This is a genomic window from Halomonas sp. NyZ770, from assembly GCF_020616575.1.
Lineage (GTDB): Bacteria > Pseudomonadota > Gammaproteobacteria > Pseudomonadales > Halomonadaceae > Vreelandella > Vreelandella hamiltonii.
The window spans coordinates 3152993-3170292 of sequence record NZ_CP085143.1 but is presented as its reverse complement, the minus strand read 5'-3'; the positions used below and the strand labels follow the sequence as shown (position 1 = coordinate 3170292).

General features: G+C 59.7%; 16 protein-coding genes. 9 read left to right on the top strand and 7 right to left on the bottom strand.

Features of this window, described 5'->3' with window-relative positions:
- Window positions 1-57: 57 nt before the first annotated feature.
- From LG409_RS14640 to LG409_RS14625, 4 genes are all read left to right on the top strand, one after another.
- Entirely contained in the window at window positions 58-1572 is a 1515-nt protein-coding gene (locus LG409_RS14640) for a protein adenylyltransferase SelO (protein WP_227406989.1), read from the top strand.
- Window positions 1573-1635: 63 nt separating this feature from the next.
- Window positions 1636-2682, top strand: a complete 1047-nt coding sequence (gene dinB / locus LG409_RS14635; RefSeq protein WP_096922306.1) for a DNA polymerase IV — start codon at window positions 1636-1638, stop codon at window positions 2680-2682.
- A 141-nt stretch (window positions 2683-2823) separates the two neighbouring features.
- On the top strand, window positions 2824-3636 hold the full coding sequence (locus tag LG409_RS14630) for an alpha/beta fold hydrolase (protein ID WP_227408131.1): 813 nt from the start codon (window positions 2824-2826) through the stop codon (window positions 3634-3636).
- Between the two features lie 18 nt (window positions 3637-3654).
- Window positions 3655-3903: a YkoF family thiamine/hydroxymethylpyrimidine-binding protein gene (locus LG409_RS14625; RefSeq protein WP_016914871.1), complete on the top strand. Its 249-nt coding sequence runs from the start codon at window positions 3655-3657 to the stop codon at window positions 3901-3903.
- Here the strand turns inward: LG409_RS14625 and mapR are convergent.
- Complete coding sequence (gene mapR / locus LG409_RS14620; protein ID WP_319799329.1) at window positions 3863-5347, bottom strand: GntR family transcriptional regulator MpaR; 1485 nt, start codon at window positions 5345-5347, stop codon at window positions 3863-3865. The two genes, LG409_RS14625 and mapR, sit on opposite strands and share 41 nt — an antisense overlap.
- Before the next feature lie 206 nt (window positions 5348-5553).
- On the opposite strand from mapR, the gene ccoG reads away from it, so the two are divergent.
- Both ccoG and LG409_RS14610 read left to right on the top strand, forming a co-directional pair.
- Window positions 5554-6984, top strand: coding sequence for a cytochrome c oxidase accessory protein CcoG (ccoG, locus tag LG409_RS14615; RefSeq protein WP_193460908.1), 1431 nt, complete (start codon window positions 5554-5556; stop codon window positions 6982-6984).
- Window positions 6985-7016: 32 nt separating this feature from the next.
- A complete protein-coding gene (locus LG409_RS14610; protein WP_144982226.1) occupies window positions 7017-7664 on the top strand; it encodes a hypothetical protein in 648 nt (215 codons plus the stop codon).
- 62 nt (window positions 7665-7726) lie between these two features.
- Here the strand turns inward: LG409_RS14610 and gabT are convergent, their stop codons facing one another.
- The 6 genes from gabT to csiR form a co-directional block, all read right to left on the bottom strand.
- On the bottom strand, window positions 7727-9001 hold the full coding sequence (gene gabT, locus LG409_RS14605) for a 4-aminobutyrate--2-oxoglutarate transaminase (protein ID WP_189462766.1): 1275 nt from the start codon (window positions 8999-9001) through the stop codon (window positions 7727-7729).
- Window positions 9002-9085: 84 nt separating this feature from the next.
- A complete protein-coding gene (locus LG409_RS14600; RefSeq protein ID WP_096922319.1) occupies window positions 9086-10024 on the bottom strand; it encodes a sensor domain-containing diguanylate cyclase in 939 nt (312 codons plus the stop codon).
- Window positions 10025-10819, bottom strand: a complete 795-nt coding sequence (locus tag LG409_RS14595; RefSeq protein WP_096922322.1) for an EAL domain-containing protein — start codon at window positions 10817-10819, stop codon at window positions 10025-10027.
- A gap of 271 nt (window positions 10820-11090) precedes the next feature.
- Entirely contained in the window at window positions 11091-12305 is a 1215-nt protein-coding gene (locus LG409_RS14590) for a CaiB/BaiF CoA transferase family protein (protein ID WP_039180133.1), read from the bottom strand.
- Between the two features lie 27 nt (window positions 12306-12332).
- Window positions 12333-13511, bottom strand: coding sequence for an acyl-CoA dehydrogenase (locus LG409_RS14585; protein WP_227406988.1), 1179 nt, complete (start codon window positions 13509-13511; stop codon window positions 12333-12335).
- 100 nt (window positions 13512-13611) lie between these two features.
- The gene (gene csiR, locus LG409_RS14580; RefSeq protein ID WP_016914862.1) at window positions 13612-14301 is read right to left on the bottom strand and encodes a DNA-binding transcriptional regulator CsiR; all 690 of its coding nucleotides are present in this window, start codon (window positions 14299-14301) and stop codon (window positions 13612-13614) included.
- Window positions 14302-14412: 111 nt separating this feature from the next.
- Between csiR and lhgO the strand changes: the two genes are divergently transcribed.
- The 3 genes from lhgO to LG409_RS14565 all read left to right on the top strand — a co-directional run bounded on the left by lhgO (window position 14413) and on the right by LG409_RS14565 (window position 17232).
- The gene (gene lhgO / locus LG409_RS14575) at window positions 14413-15606 is read left to right on the top strand and encodes an L-2-hydroxyglutarate oxidase (RefSeq protein ID WP_039180126.1); all 1194 of its coding nucleotides are present in this window, start codon (window positions 14413-14415) and stop codon (window positions 15604-15606) included.
- A gap of 131 nt (window positions 15607-15737) precedes the next feature.
- The gene (locus LG409_RS14570; protein WP_039180122.1) at window positions 15738-16697 is read left to right on the top strand and encodes a TAXI family TRAP transporter solute-binding subunit; all 960 of its coding nucleotides are present in this window, start codon (window positions 15738-15740) and stop codon (window positions 16695-16697) included.
- A 13-nt stretch (window positions 16698-16710) separates the two neighbouring features.
- Window positions 16711-17232 (top strand): DUF1850 domain-containing protein, encoded by a 522-nt coding sequence (locus LG409_RS14565; protein WP_039180119.1) that lies wholly within the window; start codon window positions 16711-16713, stop codon window positions 17230-17232.
- The last annotated feature ends 68 nt before the right edge of the window (window positions 17233-17300 follow it).

The following is a 17300-nucleotide window of genomic DNA, read 5'->3' as shown; positions in this document are numbered from 1 at the left end:
ACTTGAGTAAGCTGCTAGGGTATTCTGTAGGTCATTCATTGAACAGCGGAGTTGCCCGTGCTGACTTTCGAACACCAGTTCGCCACCTTGCCAGAACCGCTCTGGGCGGCCTGCCAGCCCACGCCCGTGGCGCAACCCACCCTGATCGCATTCAACGAACCCTTGGCCGTGGCGCTAGGCATGCAAACGCGGCCCGACGATGCCACGCTGGCCCAATGGTTCAGCGGTAATCGGCTACCGCCAGGGGCCGAGCCTAGAGCGCTGGGCTATGCCGGGCATCAGTTCGGTAATTTCGTGCCTCAGTTGGGCGATGGCCGAGCGCTGCTGCTGGGGGAAGTGGTGGATCAGCAGGGCCAGCGGCAGGACGTGCAGCTCAAGGGCAGTGGCCGCACGCCGTTTTCACGAGGCGGGGATGGACGCTCGCCGCTTGGCCCGGTGCTGCGGGAATATCTGGTGAGCGAGTTCATGGCCGCCGTGGGCGTGCCCACCACTCGGGCGCTGGCGGCCGTGACCACGGGGGAGCGCGTGATACGCCAGATGGCCGAGCCGGGGGCCATCCTGACCCGCGTGGCTCGCAGCCATATCCGCGTGGGCACGTTCCAGTTTGCTGCCGTGCGTCGCGATGAAGCGGTGCTGAAAGCGCTGGCCGACCATGTGATTGCTCGCCACTACCCAGCGGTGGCCAATGCTGACGATCCGTACCTTGCCCTGCTGGAAGCCGTTACCGCCCGCCAGGCGGCGCTGGTGGCGCGCTGGATGAGCCTGGGCTTTATTCATGGCGTGATGAACACCGACAACTGCAGCATTGCTGGCGACACTATCGATTACGGCCCCTGCGCGTTTATGGAACAGTTCGACCCGCAGAAGGTGTACAGCTCCATCGATCAGGGCGGGCGCTACGCTTTTAACCACCAGCCGGGCATCGCCCAGTGGAACCTGGCCCGCTTTGCCGAAACCCTGCTGCCGCTGATGCGGGAAGAGGGCGAGGCCGTTGTAGAGCAGGCCACCGAGGTGCTTCGCGGCTTTACCGCTCGTTTTGGCGCCGAGCAGTGCCGCCTGCATGCCGACAAGCTGGGCCTTGCCCCGGAAAGCGACCGCGCCGTAGCGCTGATGGAGGCACTGGAAACCCAGATGCATCAGGGCCGCATGGACATGACCGCGACGTTCGACGCGCTGACGCACTATGCCAAAACGCTGACGCACTATGCCAAAACGCTGGGTGCCCAAGCCTTGAGCACGGGCATCCCAGCCCACTCCCAAAAAGAGGCGTTGCTGGCGCTGACCACTCAGCCAGATGGCCTTGCGGCTTGGCTGGCCGACTGGGAGAACGCCCAGCAAGCCAGCCAGCAGTGTGAGCGCCTGGAGGCCATGCGCCGCGCCAACCCGGTGGTGATTCCCCGTAACCATCGCATTCAAGCGGTGATCGACGCGGCAACAGAAGGTGATTTCGAGCCTTTCCACACGCTGCTCGCGGCGGTCACTCAGCCCTTCGATGAATCGGAAGCCGCGCGCCAACTGGCCGCCCCTGCCACGGCCAGTGAGCAGGTGCTGCGCACTTTTTGTGGTACGTGACGGCGGCACACCCTGTGATAAACTGTGCTTTTTTACAGGTAAGGGCGGAGGCAAGGTCGGCCTGTGCGCAAAATCATTCACTGCGACTGTGACTGCTTCTATGCGGCGGTCGAGATGCGCGACAACCCCGCGCTGGCGGAGATTCCCATTGCCATTGGCGGCAGTGTGGAGCAGCGCGGGGTGGTGGCCACCTGTAACTATCCTGCCCGCGCGTTTGGCATCCACTCCGCCATGCCCATGGCTCAGGCGCTCAAACGCTGCCCCCACCTCACGGTGATTCGTGGCGATATGGCAAAGTACAAGGCCGTGGCACGCCAGGTGTTTGCCATCTATCGCGATGTCACCGAACTGATCGAGCCGCTCTCGCTGGACGAAGCCTTTCTGGACGTCTCGGACGTCACGCAGTATCACGGCAGCGCCACCCGCATGGCAGAAGCCATTCGCCAGCGGGTGAAAGAGCAAGTCGGCATTACCGTGTCGGCGGGGGTGGCACCCAACAAGTTTCTCGCCAAGATCGCCAGCGACTGGCGCAAGCCCGATGGGCTGTTTGTCATCACGCCAGACGACATCGACGCCTTCGTGCAGCAGCTGCCGGTGAAAAAGATTCATGGGGTGGGGCCGCGCACCGCTGAAAAGCTGGCCGAACTGGGGATTCAAACGGGGGCGGATCTGCGCGCCCGGCCGCTGACCGAGCTGGTGGAGCGCTTTGGTCGCTTCGGCCATCGGCTGCACGAGCTTAGCCACGGGCGAGATGAGCGACCGGTCAAGACCCACCGCGAGCGCAAGTCGATCAGCACCGAACAAACCTACTCTCGAGACTTGCCGACCCTCGACGCCTGCCGCCATGAGCTGCCAGAGCTGATCAGCGACCTGGAGCGCCGCTACGCACGCCTCGACCCGGCCCCCGCCGTGCGTGGGCTGATGGTGAAAGTGAAGTTCAACGACTTCACTCAAACCACCGTCGAACACGCCGACCCGGCGCCCGATCTGGAGCAGTTCGAAACCTTGCTGAACGTGGGCTGGGCCAGAGGTGAACGCCCCGTGCGCCTGTTGGGGGTGGGGTATCGGTTGGCGGAAGAGACGGCAGTCCAGCAGCTCTCGCTGTTTTAATTAGCCGGTTAACCCTTGGGTGGATTGACGGGTACTCAGGCTCGCGTTAAAACAGTTGTATGATAGGGCCTGCGTGACAGCCCTTATGTGATAGTCCTTATGTGATCGCCCCCGAACCGCCAGATGACCCACGAGCCCGCCATGCCTGCCGATGCCACCCAACGCCCCCGTTTAGTGTTTGCCCATGCCAACGGCTTTCCCGGCTTGAGTTACCGCAGCCTGTTAGACCCGCTGGCGGAATCGTTCGATGTTCACCCGCTGGACCGCTTGGGCCACCACCCGGATTACCCGGTGAACCACAACTGGGGCAACCTGGTAGAGGAGCTGTTGAGCTACCTGCCCGACACCGATGCACCGCTCTTGGGGGTGGGGCATTCACTGGGCGGCACGCTGATGGCCATGGCTGCCGACAAGCAGCCGGAGCGTTTTCGCGGTGTGATCATGCTCGACCCGCCGCTGATGCTGGGGCCAGACGCCTGGGCCATGAAAGCGGCCAAGCGCTTTGGGTTCATGGACCGTATCACCCCAGCGGGTAAAACCAAGGGGCGGCGCACGGTGTGGCCCAGCCGTGAGGCCATGGCGACCTCGCTGCGGCGGCGAGGGCTGTTTCGTCGCTTTACCCCCGAGGCACTCAACGACTACATTGAAGCAGGCACGCGACTATTGGACGACGGCAGCGCCGAGCTGACTTTCGACCCGCGCATCGAGCTGGAGATTTTCCGCCACCTGCCGGATCACCTCTCCGGCTTGCCCCAACGGGTAGGCGTACCCGTACAGCTAGTGGCTGGGCTGGAGTCGCACTTGATGACGCCATCGCGGGTCAAGCGCATCGCCCGCCGGGGGTTGCCGGTCAGTACGGTGCCGGGCACCCATATGTTTCCCATGGAGCACCCGGAGGAGACCCGCTCGGCGATTCTGGCCGCGTGGCAGCAGTTTCAAACAGCGTCGTCATAGGGCGCTCAAGGAGTCGATATGTACCTTTCCGTACAGCTGAGCTACTACCCGCTGGCCGATGATTTCAAGCCCGTGGTGAAAGAAGTGGTCAAACGCCTGGAGGCCACCGGGTTGGAAGTACACCCCAACCGAATGAGCACTCAGGTATTTGGCGAGTTCGATGAGGTGATGGCGGCACTCGGCGAGGTGATGAAGTGGTCGTTCGAGACCCACGGCAAAGCCGTGTTTACCGCCAACTTTTTGGAAGGAGATCGGCGGCCCCGGTAAATGAAACCCTCTCGCGCGTGATGTTCTTCATAGGGCTAAAAAAGCTCAATAGCTTGCTCAGCGTTTCCATCCCCCGTTCGCTGCGCTGGGTCCATGGGTGGCCATAGCTTAAGCGGATGCAGTGGCGAAACTGCTGGGTCGCGGAGAAAATCGGCCCAGGCGCGAGGCTAACGCCATGGTCGAGCGCTATACGAAACAGCTGAAGCGAATCGACGTGTTCGGGAAACTCCACCCAAAGGAAATAACCGCCCTTCGGGCGGGTAATGCGAGTTCCTGATGGAAAGTAGCGATCTGCTGCTGCCAGCATGCTGGCTTGCTGGGCTTCCAAGGCATGGCGTAGCTTGCGCAAATGGCGGTCGTAGGCACCGTGTTGCACGTAGTCAGCAATGGCGGCCTGGGCGGGGATTGAGGGGGAAATGGTGGTCATCAGCTTTAGCCGCGAGATCTCCTGAGCATAGCGACCGCCCGCTACCCAACCCACCCGATAGCCGGGTGCCAAGCATTTCGAAAAAGAGCTGCAGTGAATCACCAGGCCCTCATCATCAAAGGCTTTCACGGGGGTGGGTGGCGTGCTGCCAAAATAGAGCTCGGCATATACGTCATCCTCTAGCATGGGCACTTGGTACTGCTTGAGTAACTGGTAAAGCGTCTGCTTGCGCTCGTTGCTTAGGCTGGCACCGATGGGGTTCTGCAGGTGGCTCATAAACCAGCAGGCTTTGATGGGCAGCGCCGCTAATCGCTCTGCCAGCACCTCCAGGTCAATCCCTTCCCGAGGGTGAACCGGAATTTCCACCGCGCGAAGCTGGAGCCGCTCCAGTACCTGCAAGCTGGCATAAAAAGCAGGCGACTCAACGGCGACCAGGTCCCCCGGCTTGGTCACGCACTGCAGGGCAAGATTGAGCCCCTCCATCGCCCCATTGGTAATTACCAGCTCGTCCATCGGCAATTGAATGCCGCCCAGCACGTAACGTAAGGCAATTTGCCGACACAGGTCGGTATGCCCGGTGGTCATCTCGGCCACCACCTGTTGGGGCGAAAGTGCCCGCAACCCGCGCGTCATGCTGATACTCAAGCGAGAGAGCGGAAACAGTTCCGGGCTCGGGAAGGCCGAGCCAAACGGCACCGTTTGGTCATCCTGCAGTGAATCCAGCACCGAAAACACCAGCTCGCTGACCTTCACTTCTGCTGGGTCGGTGGGGCGTAGCGTGACGCGGGGTTCGTTGATCAGGCGCCGCGCATGTTCACGAACAAAGTAACCCGAGCGTGCCCGTGCGATGATCAGCCCTTGGTTTTCCAGTAAATAGTAGGCCTGAAACACCGTCGAAGGGCTAATGCCGTGATGGCGGCTCGCCTGGCGCACGGATGGTATGCGCTCGCCAGGGCCCAGTACGCCCTGGCGAATCAGTGTGGCTATTTCGTCGGCAAACTGTTCATAGCGTTTCATGGCTTAAATCCGCGGGTGCTAGGCGCTGGTGCTTTGGGTGATCGACAGGATCGATACTCTCAATCAACAGCATATCAAAACTGATACGGCTTTTTTCTCTAAAACTGCATCTGTTTTACTGGTTGTCCAGAAGGGCATAGTGGCAGCTCATTCGGTGAAGCCTCTCGACCGTACAGCTTGCCATTCTCTCTTTCCTGGATATTGGTATGACGCAACGCATTCCACTGCAAGACCTGACCACCGATGCAGCCGTTGAACACCATTCGCCTCAGGTGAAACCTGCTGGTCACTTGCCATCCAGATCTGGGCATATCTATGTGCGAGAGATACGGGGGTTTTTCCAGCGCATAAGGCGTTATTCCAACTGGCTGCTGATCGCGCTCTATGTGGGCCTGCCGTGGCTCCAGTGGGGTGACCGCCCCTTGGTGTGGTTTGACCTCTCTGCCCAGGAGTTTCACCTCTTTGCAGCGACGTTTTACCCCCAGGACTTTATCCTGCTGACCTGGATTCTGGTGCTGTGCGCCTTTGGTCTGTTTTTGATCACGGTGGCAGCGGGGCGAGTGTGGTGTGGTTATAGTTGCCCACAAAGCGTATGGACGTTTCTGTTTATTTGGTTTGAGCACCGCCTGGAAGGACCAAGACACCGTCGGATACGCCGCGATAATGCACCTGGCACGCTGGAGTCGTTATGGCGAAAAGGCGCCAAACATACCGCTTGGCTACTGATTGCGCTGGTAACGGGCATCACCTTCGTGGGTTACTTTACGCCGATGGTTGGGCTCGTGAAGGATCTCCTCAGCCTGGAGGTACACCCTTGGGCGCTTTTCTGGATTGGTTTTTTCACCCTGTTTACCTACCTGAACGCTGGCTGGTTGCGCCATCAGGTATGCCTGCACATGTGCCCCTATTCACGCTTTCAGTCGGTGATGTTCGATAGCGATACGCTGATCGTTTCTTATGATGCCGCCCGTGGTGAACCGCGTCGTGACCATCGAAAAGAGGTTGCGAAAGCGGTTGTTGGAGACTGTATCGATTGCGAACTGTGCGTTCAGGTATGCCCCACCGGGATCGATATTCGTGATGGCCTGCAGTATGAGTGTATCGGCTGTGCGGCATGTATCGATGCCTGCGATGGCGTGATGGCGCGTATCGATAAGCCGCTGGGCCTGATTCGCTACACCACCGAGCGCGCGTTGAAGGGCCAGCCTACGCGGTTTTGGCGCCCTCAGTTGTTTGCTTGTACGGCCGTTCTGCTGTCTATGGTGATTTTGCTGATGGGGTTCTTGATCGCTCGAGTGCCTATTGATGTAGATATTGCTCGAGATCGTCAGACGCTATTTGAAAGTACGGCCGAGGGGCGCATTATCAACTACTACACCGTGACGCTGCGCAACCAGGATACGCAGGAGCAGCGATACGCGTTATCTGCCACTGGTTTGCCAGGTCTGCGCTTGCAAGGTGCCAGCACGCTCATCCTGGCCGCTAATGAGACGAGGCAGCTACGCGTATCGCTCGATGCTGAGGCGTCAGTGATGACCCAGCCGAGTCACCCGGTGGTGCTGCATATCACTGTGTTGGATGAGCCCGCGATTTACTACAGCAAGGAAACGCGGTTTTTAGGACCGACTCGTCAGTAAGCGTGAGGCCAGACAGTAATGAGGAAAGATACATGATGACCATGCTGATTTTTTTGATGATATTCGTGGGCATAACAGCCGCTTGGTATCAGATTTACCAAATGCATTTCAAGATCAATACCCCTGACGAAACGGCGCTCTCGGGCAATAAAAGCAGGCAGATGGATACGCTCACGGCAGCTCTCGAGCGGTCATCGGATGAGGTGGATACTCCACGATTTGATGAGGCGGCGACGCGTATCTTTGGACCTGGGGTCAACCTGGAAGCCCTGCGTATTGCGTTCTCTCAGGAAGGGCGCAACCGCTATGGTGTACCACTTCTGCGACGTAAGAGAGTGCTCATGAGCGGTCCGATGTGTCCGGCAGAAGAGGGAGGTATTCGCGCTCGCCATCTGCGGCTGTTCAAGACGAGGTTGCCCTCTATCGATGTCAGGAAGGGATGCATACTGGCGGTCATCGCGAACTGCGGAATCGTACAGCTATTGGCGGCAATGAGTGTGTATACCATTCACTACTCTGTGGACGTATCGGCATTTGCGTGGGTCAATCAACCGGTGATGATCCTATCGGCGATATGGGGTGTGGTGGTCTTGAATATCCTGATCTTCAAGCTCGATACCTATCTTCATGATCTTTATCAGGCGAGACAGTTGAATCAGCTAACGCCCCTGTTCAACTAAAAATAAGCCGTGTGAAACGACAACGCCGCCTCATGGGCGGCGTTGTGGGTAGTGCAACATACTCAGATCAGCGATTCCAGGCAGGACTCGATGATGTCCAGGCCTTCGTTCAGCACATCGTCTTCGATGGTGACGGGCATCAGGAAGCGGATGGTGTTGCCGTACATGCCGCAGGAGAGCAGGATCAGACCCTCTTCACGGGCTTTTTTGCACAGCGCCGCCGCCAGCTCCGGGTTCGGGGTGCGGTCGGTCTTGTTGTTGACCAGTTCGAAGGCGGCCATGGCGCCCATGTTGCGCACGTGGTCGATGCAATCGAACTTGTCTTGCCACTCGTTGAAGCGCGACGCCAGCTTCTCGCCCAGTGCCTGGCTTTTCTCGAGGATGTTCTCCTCTTCGAAGATTTCCATGACGGCCAGCGCTGCGGCACAGGCAGTGGGGCTGCCGGTGTAGGTGCCGCCCAGGGAGTTGGGGCCAGAGGCGTCCATCACCTTGTCGGTACCGACGATGGCCGAGATCGGCATGCCGTCGGCCATGCTCTTGGCCATGGTCATCATGTCCGGCTCGACGCCGCTGTGCTCGATGGCGAACATCTTGCCGGTGCGGCCAAAGCCCGACTGCACTTCGTCGATGATCATCAGCATGCCGTGCTCATCGCAAATTTCGCGAATCTTCTTCAGGAAGCTGGTCGGGGCGGGGTAGAAGCCGCCTTCACCCAGTACTGGCTCAAGAATGATGGCGGCAGTGTCTTTGGGGTTGGCGTCGGTTTTCAGCGTCATCTTCAGGCCGCGAATCGCTTCGTCTTCGCTGACGCCGTGGTAGGGCACCGGGTAGGGCGCGCGGAATACGGTGCCAGGCATCGGGCCGAAATCGGTCTGGTAGGGCGCGACCTTGCCGTTCATGGCCATGGTGTAGAAGGTACGGCCGTGGTAGCCGCCATCGAAGCAGATCACGTTGGAGCGGCCGGTGGCGGCGCGGGCAATCTTCACCGCGTTTTCCAGCGCTTCGGCACCGGAGTTGGCCAGCATGACTTTGGCATGGCCGCGTACGGGAACGAGATGGCTGAGCTTTTCGGCGACCTTGACGTAGCCTTCATAGGGCATGACCGTTTGGCAGGTGTGCATGACCTTGTCGAGCTGGGCTTTTACCGCCGCGACGACCTTCGGGTGGCGATGCCCCACGTTCAAGACACCGATACCGCCCGCGAAGTCGATGAAGCGGTTGCCGTCGGCGTCCCAGATCTCAGCGTTTTCGGCGCGGTCCGCAAAGGCGGTGGCGGGGCTTGCAGCGCCCGCCGCGACGTATTTCTGCTTTAGTTCGTTTAGCTCGGCATTGCTCATGGCTCAACTCCTTTGGGTTGGGGTGTGCTTGTCAGCATCTTGTAAGCATAGTGCGCATCTCGACATCGTGTGCATCAGCGTGTATCACACAGATGACGATGCGATGACGACGCGATTGCGTCCTGCCTGCTTGGCCTGATACATGGCCTTGTCTGCCTGATCCAGCATCCGAGTGCTGGAGCCTTTACTGTAACATGCGATGCCCGCCGACAGCGTCACGGTGAGCTGGTGCTGGGTATAGGGCGTTTGTGCCACCTCTTGGCGGATGCGCTCCAGGGCGGTTTGAGCCCCTTCGGCGTCGATCTCCGGCATGATGATCAGGAACTCTTCGCCTCCCAGACGTATCTGGACATCCGTGGTGCGCAGCTGTTGGTTGACCACTTGCGTCAGCTCTTGGAGCACGCCGTCGCCGGCGCCATGCCCATAGGTGTCGTTGATCTGCTTGAAATCATCCAGGTCGAAGAGCGCAATGCTCAGCGGGTTGCCGTAGCGCTGGCAGCGTTCGATGGCTTCCTCCAGCTTGGCAAGCCCCTGGCGACGGTTTAGCAGGCCGGTCAACTCATCGTGGTGCGCCAGATACTCCAGGCGCTCATTGGCTTGCTTCAGGCGCTCTTCCAGCCGCTTGCGCTGGGTGATATCGACGATGAACGTGACCTTGCGGGCCAGGCCATCATCGCCCTCTATGCGAGCGGCTTCGGCGATGATGGTGCGCACTTCGCCATTCTTGCAGCGCACTTCCCACTCCTGGCGCAGCTCGTGCGTATCGTTGCCTTTGATGAAGACATCGTGCAGCTGGCTGATCTGTTGGCGATACGCTTCGGGCACCACGATGGTGAAGTGCTGACCAATCAGCTCCTCTTCCTGGTAGCCGTAGAACTGGCAGTAGGCCGGGTTGACCATCTCGAAATGACCATGGGGGTCGGTGATGCAGATACCCAAGGGTGCCGTCTTGATAACGTTCTCCGTATTGCGCTTCGAGCGGTGTATCAGTTGGTACAGCTGGTCGGTGCTAATCGCGTTCATTCAGCGCTCCGTGCCTGACGATATCTCGTGACGTAGTGCTTCCAGCATAGGCGTAAGCCCAGTGGCCAGCTCGCCAATCATGGGCTTTGCATACAAGAAGCCCTGTTGCCGGGTGATGCCTGCCCGAGCCAGCCACAGCGCTTCCTGGCGTGTTTCCACGCCTTCGGCAATCAGCGTCATGTCCAGTTCCCTGGCCAGCAGGATGATCGCATTGAGCAGGGCCTGACGACGTGGGTGCTGATCGCAGTTCATGACCAGCTCACGGTCGATCTTGAGCTTGTCAGGTGCCAGAACGGTCAACAGATCCAGGTTGGCATAGCCGTTGCCAAAGTCGTCCAGGGCCGTTTTGAAACCCATGTTGCGGTAAGCATCGATGATGTTGCACAAGTGTTGGCGGTCGCGTACCCGCTCGGTCTCGGTGATCTCGAAGATCAGTTTGTCGGTGGGCCATCCCACCCGTTGAGATACCTCCAAGGTGGCTTGAATGCAGGCTTCGGGTTCATATACGGCGTTGGGCAGGAAGTTGATGGAGAGATCGGTCTCCATGCCCAGCTCGCTGGCCAGTTCGATGGCACGGACCCGGCACGCCTGATCGAAGCGATACAACAGGTCGTCGGTCACTTGGGACAGGATGCTCCAGGCAGAAGCGCCATCGAGGCCGCGAACCAGGGCTTCATGGGTCACCACGCGGGCCTGGGAAAGGTCGACGATGGGTTGGAAGGCCATGGTGAACTCAAAGGGCAGCTCGCCTTCACAGCGTTTACACACTCCGTTCACTCGCGCACAGTTAGCCATGCCGTTACCCCATGTCGTCTTTCATTCGGCCGACGGGTCACGTCGCCTGGATTGGAAATCGTCGAAAAGCACGTGCTCGCATTGGCAACGTGCTGCCAAGAGTTAAGCTTAGTCTAGCGATAACGGCATTGTCTGTATAGGTTTTGTATAGAGTGGCGATGGCAGACAAAAAAAACGCCCGGCTGGGCGTTTCAAGGGGTACTACATCGACATAGGTTCATAATTAAAGTGGGTAATAGTTAAAGTGGGTCATATTCGCAAGAGAGCAGTACTAGATGATGCCTGCCGCGCGAAGCGCCGCGCGCTGCTCGTCACTGATGCCAATGGCATCCAGCACGCTATCGGTGTGCTCGCCCAGGGTCGGGGGAGCGCTCTGGGCACTCAGTGACTGCCCGTTGATACGAATCGGGTTGGCGACGAGATTGACTTCGCCTGCCAGTGCATGGGGCAGCGTCTGCTTGAGCCCGCGTGCCTTGACATGAGGATCGTCGAACACGCGATCAAGGGTATTGATAGGCCCGCAGGGCACACCGACCGCTTCGCAGGCTGCCAGCCAGGTATCGGTAGGCTGTGCTGCCAGGGCGAGCGCCAGGATCGGCACCAGCGCTTCGCGATGCTGTACACGACTGCCATTGGTGGCAAAGCGTTCGTCTTGCGCCAGGTGTGGCTGGTCGATGACCTGGCAGAAGCGTTTGAACTGTTCGTCGTTGCCGACGGCCACGATCATGTGGCCATCGGCGGTAGCAAACGCCTGATAGGGCACGATGTTCGGGTGCGCATTGCCCAGCCGCTGGGGTACCTGGCCGGAGGTCAGGTAATTGAGTGCCTGGTTGGCCAGCACACCTACCTGTACGTCCATGAGCGCCAGGTCGATATGGCAGCCTTCGCCACTATCGCGGCGCTGGTATAGCGCTGCCAGCACCGCATTGGTGGCATACAGGCCCGTGAAAATGTCGGTAATGGCGACCCCCACCTTGACCGGGCCGCCACCGGGTTCACCGTCGGGTTGGCCGGTCAGGCTCATGAGGCCGCCCATGGCCTGAATCATGAAATCGTAGCCCGCTCGATGGGCGTAGGGGCTTTCCTGGCCAAAGCCGGTAATGGAGCAGTAGACCAGGCCAGGATTGAGTGCTTTCAGGCTCGCGTAGTCCAGGCCGTACTTTTTCAGCCCGCCGACCTTGAAGTTTTCCAGCACCACGTCCGATTGGGCCGCCAACTGCTTGATCAGTGCCTGGCCTTCGGGCTTGGCCATATCGACCGTCACCGAGCGTTTTCCGCGATTGGCGCACAGGTAGTAGGCCGACTCGTTGCTGCCGGAGAGCCAGGGTGGCCCCCAGTGGCGCGTGTCATCGCCGCTTTGGGGGCGCTCTACCTTGATCACCTCGGCACCCATGTCGGCCAGCATCTGCCCGCACCAGGGGCCTGCCAGTACCCGAGAGATATCGAGTACCTTGATGCCTGCCAGGGGCTTTGCGACTGTGCTCATGGGGTGCCTCGCTGAGTGATGACGACGTTAGAAGAACGACTGAATGCCGGTTTGTGCGCGGCCCAGAATCAGTGCGTGCACATCGTGCGTACCTTCATAGGTATTCACGGACTCCAGGTTCACCATGTGGCGGATCACGCCGTACTCGTCGGAGACGCCATTGCCACCGTGCATGTCGCGCGCCACCCGGGCGATGTCCAGTGCTTTGCCACAGTTGTTGCGTTTGATCAGCGAGATCATTTCCGGCGCCCAGTTGCCGCTGTCCATCAGGCGGCCCACCTGCAGGGCGGCTTGCAGGCCCAGGGTGATTTCGGTCTGCATGTCGGCCAGCTTCTTCTGGATCAGCTGGTTAGCTGCCAGCGGGCGGCCAAACTGCTTGCGGTCCAGGGTGTACTGACGGGCAGCGTGCCAGCAGAATTCAGCGGTGCCCATCACGCCCCAGGCGATGCCGTAGCGTGCTTTGTTCAAGCAGCCGAAAGGACCTTTCAGGCCGCTGACGTTGGGCAGCAGGTTATCTTCGGGAACGAAGGCGTTGTCGAGGACGATTTCGCCGGTGATCGATGCACGCAGAGAGACCTTGCCTTCGATTTTCGGGGTGGAGAAGCCTTCGGTGCCACGCTCGACGATGAAGCCTTTGATCTGGTTATCGTGGGCAGCGGACTTGGCCCAGACCACCGCGATATCGGCAATCGGGCTGTTGGTGATCCACATTTTCGCGCCGGTCAGGCGGTAGCCACCATCGACTTTTTCCGCTCGGGTGATCATGGAGCCCGGGTCAGAGCCATGGTCGGGTTCGGTCAGGCCGAAGCAGCCCACCATCTCGCCACTGGCCAGCTTGGGCAGGTATTTCTGTTTCTGCCCTTCGGAGCCATACGCTTCGATGGGGTACATCACCAGCGATGACTGCACGCTCATGGCCGAGCGGTAGCCGGAATCGACACGCTCCACTTCACGGGCGATCAGGCCATAAGCCACGTGGTTGACGCCCGCGCCGCCGTATTCCGGGGAAACCGTGGCGCCCAACAGGCCCAGCTCGCCCATCTCGGACATGATGTCACGATCGAAACGCTCTTCGCGGAAAGCGCTCAGCACACGTGGTTGCAGGTTTTCCTGGCAGTAGTCGTGGGCGGCGTCACGAATCTGGCGCTCTTCATCGGTGAGCTGGTATTCGAGAAGCAGCGGGTCGTCCCAGTTGAAGCGTGTCATGGCGTTGAACTCCGAAAGATGATCTTGTTGAGCCCAATGTATCGCCGTTATTTAAAAATATCTACATTTTTTTAAAACGCAGAATTTAATCGCCCGGCATTCAATCGATGCCGCGGGCTTGCAGTACCCGTGTGATGATAGGCACCGGGGTCATCAGGTGGTCGCGCATCAGGTCGGCCGCCTGCTCGGTGTTGCGGGCGAGAATGACGTCGACCAGCGCAGCGTGCTCCTGGCGCTTGATGTCCAGCGCCTGGGGCGACATGACGGTCTCTTGCAGCCACAGGTGGCGATAGCGCTCTACCTGATCGAACAGGGTGTTGCGCATCTGCAGCAGGTGGGGGGAGTTGCAGCCGCTGGCAATGGCGGTATGGAACGCCTTGTGGCGTAAATCCCAGCCGTCCAGCAGTTCGTCGGGGGAGCTGACGTCGGTGACTTTGGCCAGGCGGTGTGCCGTGGCCAGGACGTTGGCTTCCCAGTCGTCGTCGCCACGTTCGATGGCGAGGCGCAAAATCAGCCCTTCCAACTGAGCGCGAGCGTCGTAGATATCGTTCAGTTCGGCCAGCGACATGGCCGCCACTCGGTAGCCCCGTTGGCTGATGGCCACGACCAGCCGGTCGGCGACCAGCTGTGACAGCGCTTCACGCAGGGGGCCGGTGCTCACGCCATAATACTCTTTCAAACGGCTCATCAAGAGCTTCTCTTCGGGGGCATAGCGGCCACGAATGATGTCCTGCTTGAGCGCGTGGTAAGCGCTAATCGCTAGGTTCTGGCGCGGTGCATCGTGCTCCATGGGGACTCCTTGGATCAGTGTGGCTTAGACCAATGTAGGGGCGTGGCGGTCAACGTAGAATAACGGCTATTATCAATAAATTTTGAAAATTTGGCACAGGTAACGACATTCATGTGGGATTTCATCATTGTCGGCGGCGGCATACTGGGTTTTTCCACCGCCATGCAGTTGCAACAGGCCTACCCGGACAAACGCTTGCTGGTGTTGGAAAAGGAAGCAGGCCCCGCTCAGCATCAAACCGGCCATAACAGCGGCGTGATTCATGCTGGGGTGTATTACACGCCAGGAAGCCTGAAAGCGAAGTTTTGCCTGGAGGGTAACCGTGCGACCCGCGAGTTCTGTGACCAGCATGGCGTGCGTTACGACATCTGCGGCAAGCTGCTGGTGGCTACCAATCCGCTGGAAAAGCAGCGTATGGAAGCGCTCTGGGAGCGCACGGCGGCCAACGGTCTGGAGCGGGAGTGGTTGGAGGCCGCGGCGCTCAAGGAGCGAGAGCCCAACATTACCGGTGTGGCGGGCATTTTCGTGCCTTCCAGCGGCATCGTGAACTATGCCGAAGTCACCCAGGCGATGGCCGCCGAGTTCACCCGGCTGGGCGGCGAGATTCGCTTCGATCACTGCGTGACGGGCCTTGACGAGCGGGCCGATGAGGTCGTGGTGACCACCGAGCACGAGACCTTCACCAGCCGCTATCTGGTCTCCTGCTCGGGGTTGATGGCCGACAGGGTGATCCGCATGCTGGGCAAGGACCCCGGCTTCACGATTTGCCCCTTCCGTGGCGAATACTACCTGCTTCCCGAGCGCCACAACCGCATCGTCAACCACCTGATCTACCCGATTCCCGACCCCGCCATGCCTTTTTTGGGTGTTCACCTGACCCGCATGATCGACGGGACGGTCACCGTTGGGCCCAATGCGGTGCTGGCGCTCAAGCGCGAAGGGTATCGCAAGCAGGACATGTCGCTACGCGATATGGGGCAGATGTTCAGCCACCCAGGCATCCTGAAAGTGCTGGGCAAGCATCTCAAGCCTGGGCTGGTGGAAATGAAAAACTCGCTCTACAAGCGCGGCTATCTGGAGCTGGTACGCAAGTACTGCCCGAGCCTGACCCTGGAGGATTTGACCCCTTACCCGGCGGGCGTACGCGCTCAGGCGGTCTCCAACGATGGTCGGCTGGTGGATGACTTCCTGTTCGTGAATACTCCGCGCACGGTCAACGTGGGCAATGCGCCATCGCCTGCGGCGACCTCGGCGCTACCCATTGGTGCGCATATCGTGGAGCAGGTGAAAACGTTGTTGGATTAGTATCTAACGCGACTGCCGTGCTAACGTTTAAATACCGTTCTCGGCGCCGCTGACGGCGGCGAGAAACTGGCTCCTTACCTCCTTTACGTCAACCATAATCAATAAGTCCAAGCAGGACGGAGGCAATTCCAATGAAAAAACTAAAATATACCGTTGCAGCGACCATGATGGCGGCTGCTCTGCCCGCCAGCGCTCAGCAGCTCTCCATCGCGACCGGCGGTACCGGCGGCGTTTACTACCCGATCGGTGGTGGCTTTGCCGAAATGATCAACAACCATATCGATGGCGCTCAGGCGACCGCCGAAGTGACCGGCGCTTCCGTCGAGAACATGGGGCTGATCATGCGCGGTGATGCCGATCTGGCCTTGGTCCTGGCCGATACCGCTTATCAGGCCTATACCGGTACGGGTGATTTTGAAGGTCGTCAGATCGAGAATACCCGCGCACTGGCCTCGGTCTACCCGAACGCGGTGCAGCTCGTGACGCTGGCCGAGTCGGACATTCACAGCATTGCGGATCTGGCTGGCAAACGCGTCTCCGTGGGTGCGCCGGGTAGCGGCACCGAGCTGAACGCGCGTGCTCTGCTGGAAGCCAACGGCGTCAGCTACAGCGACTTCACTCCCCAGCGCCTGAACTTCAACGAAACCGCCGATGCCATCCGTGATGGCGATATCGACGCCGGTTTCTGGAGCGTTGGTCCGCCCACCAGCTCGATTCTCAACCTTGCTGCCACGCGCGATATTCGCCTGATCGGCCTGTCCGATGAAGAGATTGCCAACGCCCAGGAAGTGGAAGCGGTGTTTGCGCCTTATGAACTGGCCGCGGGCATGTACGACGGCATGGACGAAGCGGTCCAGACCATTGGTATTCCCAACGTACTGGTCGTCAATGCCGATATGGACGAAGAGCTGGCCTACCAACTGACCCACCTGCTGTTCGAAAACATCGATGAGCTGATCGCCGTTCACCCGGCAGCCAACGACACTACCGTCGAGTTCACCATGGGCTCTACGCCAGTGCCGCTGCATCCGGGCGCTATCCGCTACTTCGAAGAAGCCGGTGCGGATATCCCTGACAACCTGCGCCCGTAATCGCGGAGCCGCTATGCGGTGGTATTTTCCACTGGTGGCGCTTCTCACGATGAGCGGCATGTGCGCCGAAGCGGGGGCTACCCCTGCTTCGGCGTCGCAGCGTCTGGTCGTCACGACCGCAGACCATCAGGCGCTGCTGGATGTCGCGGCACCCAGCGGCAGCCGCTGGTGCATCCAGTGGCAGCACTCGGTAAAGCATTTCACGGTCCTGGACTGCTACCGTAATGCGGCAGGAACGCTGCAGCTGGAGCGTAGCCATCAGCCGGATTTTGCCGCTGGGCTCGGGCATGTCCTGGGACGTGGCGAGCAAGTGTCGGATGGGGAGGGTGGCTACTGGATCAATGAGATTAACGAATCGGTGCCCAATAACCGCTACGCACTACGGGTGGGGGCTCTCGCGGTAAACCATCAGGTGGTCTGGCCCGATGGTGAGCATGCCGCGTGCAGCTTGAGCGAGCGGGTGGCTGGGCAGCGTGTCACGATTCAACTGATGGAGGCTCGCGACGTCTTGCCCCATGACGATATCTGTCAATGAAAGCTGTTGCCAAGCACATCACATAAAGCCGGGTGTACCACGCCTGGCGCTATTACATAACGTATAAG

What these genes read in the sequence shown, in the direction of transcription:
- LG409_RS14600 (WP_096922319.1), bottom strand. Translation starts at nt 10,024, where the DNA reads ATGAACGCGATTAGCACCGACCAGCTGTACCAACTGATACACCGCTCG.
- ccoG (WP_193460908.1), top strand. Translation starts at nt 5,554, where the DNA reads ATGACGCAACGCATTCCACTGCAAGACCTGACCACCGATGCAGCCGTT.
- LG409_RS14610 (WP_144982226.1), top strand. Translation starts at nt 7,017, where the DNA reads ATGATGACCATGCTGATTTTTTTGATGATATTCGTGGGCATAACAGCC.
- LG409_RS14565 (WP_039180119.1), top strand. Translation starts at nt 16,711, where the DNA reads ATGCGGTGGTATTTTCCACTGGTGGCGCTTCTCACGATGAGCGGCATG.
- LG409_RS14625 (WP_016914871.1), top strand. Translation starts at nt 3,655, where the DNA reads ATGTACCTTTCCGTACAGCTGAGCTACTACCCGCTGGCCGATGATTTC.
- LG409_RS14630 (WP_227408131.1), top strand. Translation starts at nt 2,824, where the DNA reads ATGCCTGCCGATGCCACCCAACGCCCCCGTTTAGTGTTTGCCCATGCC.
- LG409_RS14585 (WP_227406988.1), bottom strand. Translation starts at nt 13,511, where the DNA reads ATGACACGCTTCAACTGGGACGACCCGCTGCTTCTCGAATACCAGCTC.
- csiR (WP_016914862.1), bottom strand. Translation starts at nt 14,301, where the DNA reads ATGGAGCACGATGCACCGCGCCAGAACCTAGCGATTAGCGCTTACCAC.
- LG409_RS14590 (WP_039180133.1), bottom strand. Translation starts at nt 12,305, where the DNA reads ATGAGCACAGTCGCAAAGCCCCTGGCAGGCATCAAGGTACTCGATATC.
- gabT (WP_189462766.1), bottom strand. Translation starts at nt 9,001, where the DNA reads ATGAGCAATGCCGAGCTAAACGAACTAAAGCAGAAATACGTCGCGGCG.
- LG409_RS14595 (WP_096922322.1), bottom strand. Translation starts at nt 10,819, where the DNA reads ATGGCTAACTGTGCGCGAGTGAACGGAGTGTGTAAACGCTGTGAAGGC.
- mapR (WP_319799329.1), bottom strand. Translation starts at nt 5,347, where the DNA reads ATGAAACGCTATGAACAGTTTGCCGACGAAATAGCCACACTGATTCGC.
- lhgO (WP_039180126.1), top strand. Translation starts at nt 14,413, where the DNA reads ATGTGGGATTTCATCATTGTCGGCGGCGGCATACTGGGTTTTTCCACC.
- LG409_RS14570 (WP_039180122.1), top strand. Translation starts at nt 15,738, where the DNA reads ATGAAAAAACTAAAATATACCGTTGCAGCGACCATGATGGCGGCTGCT.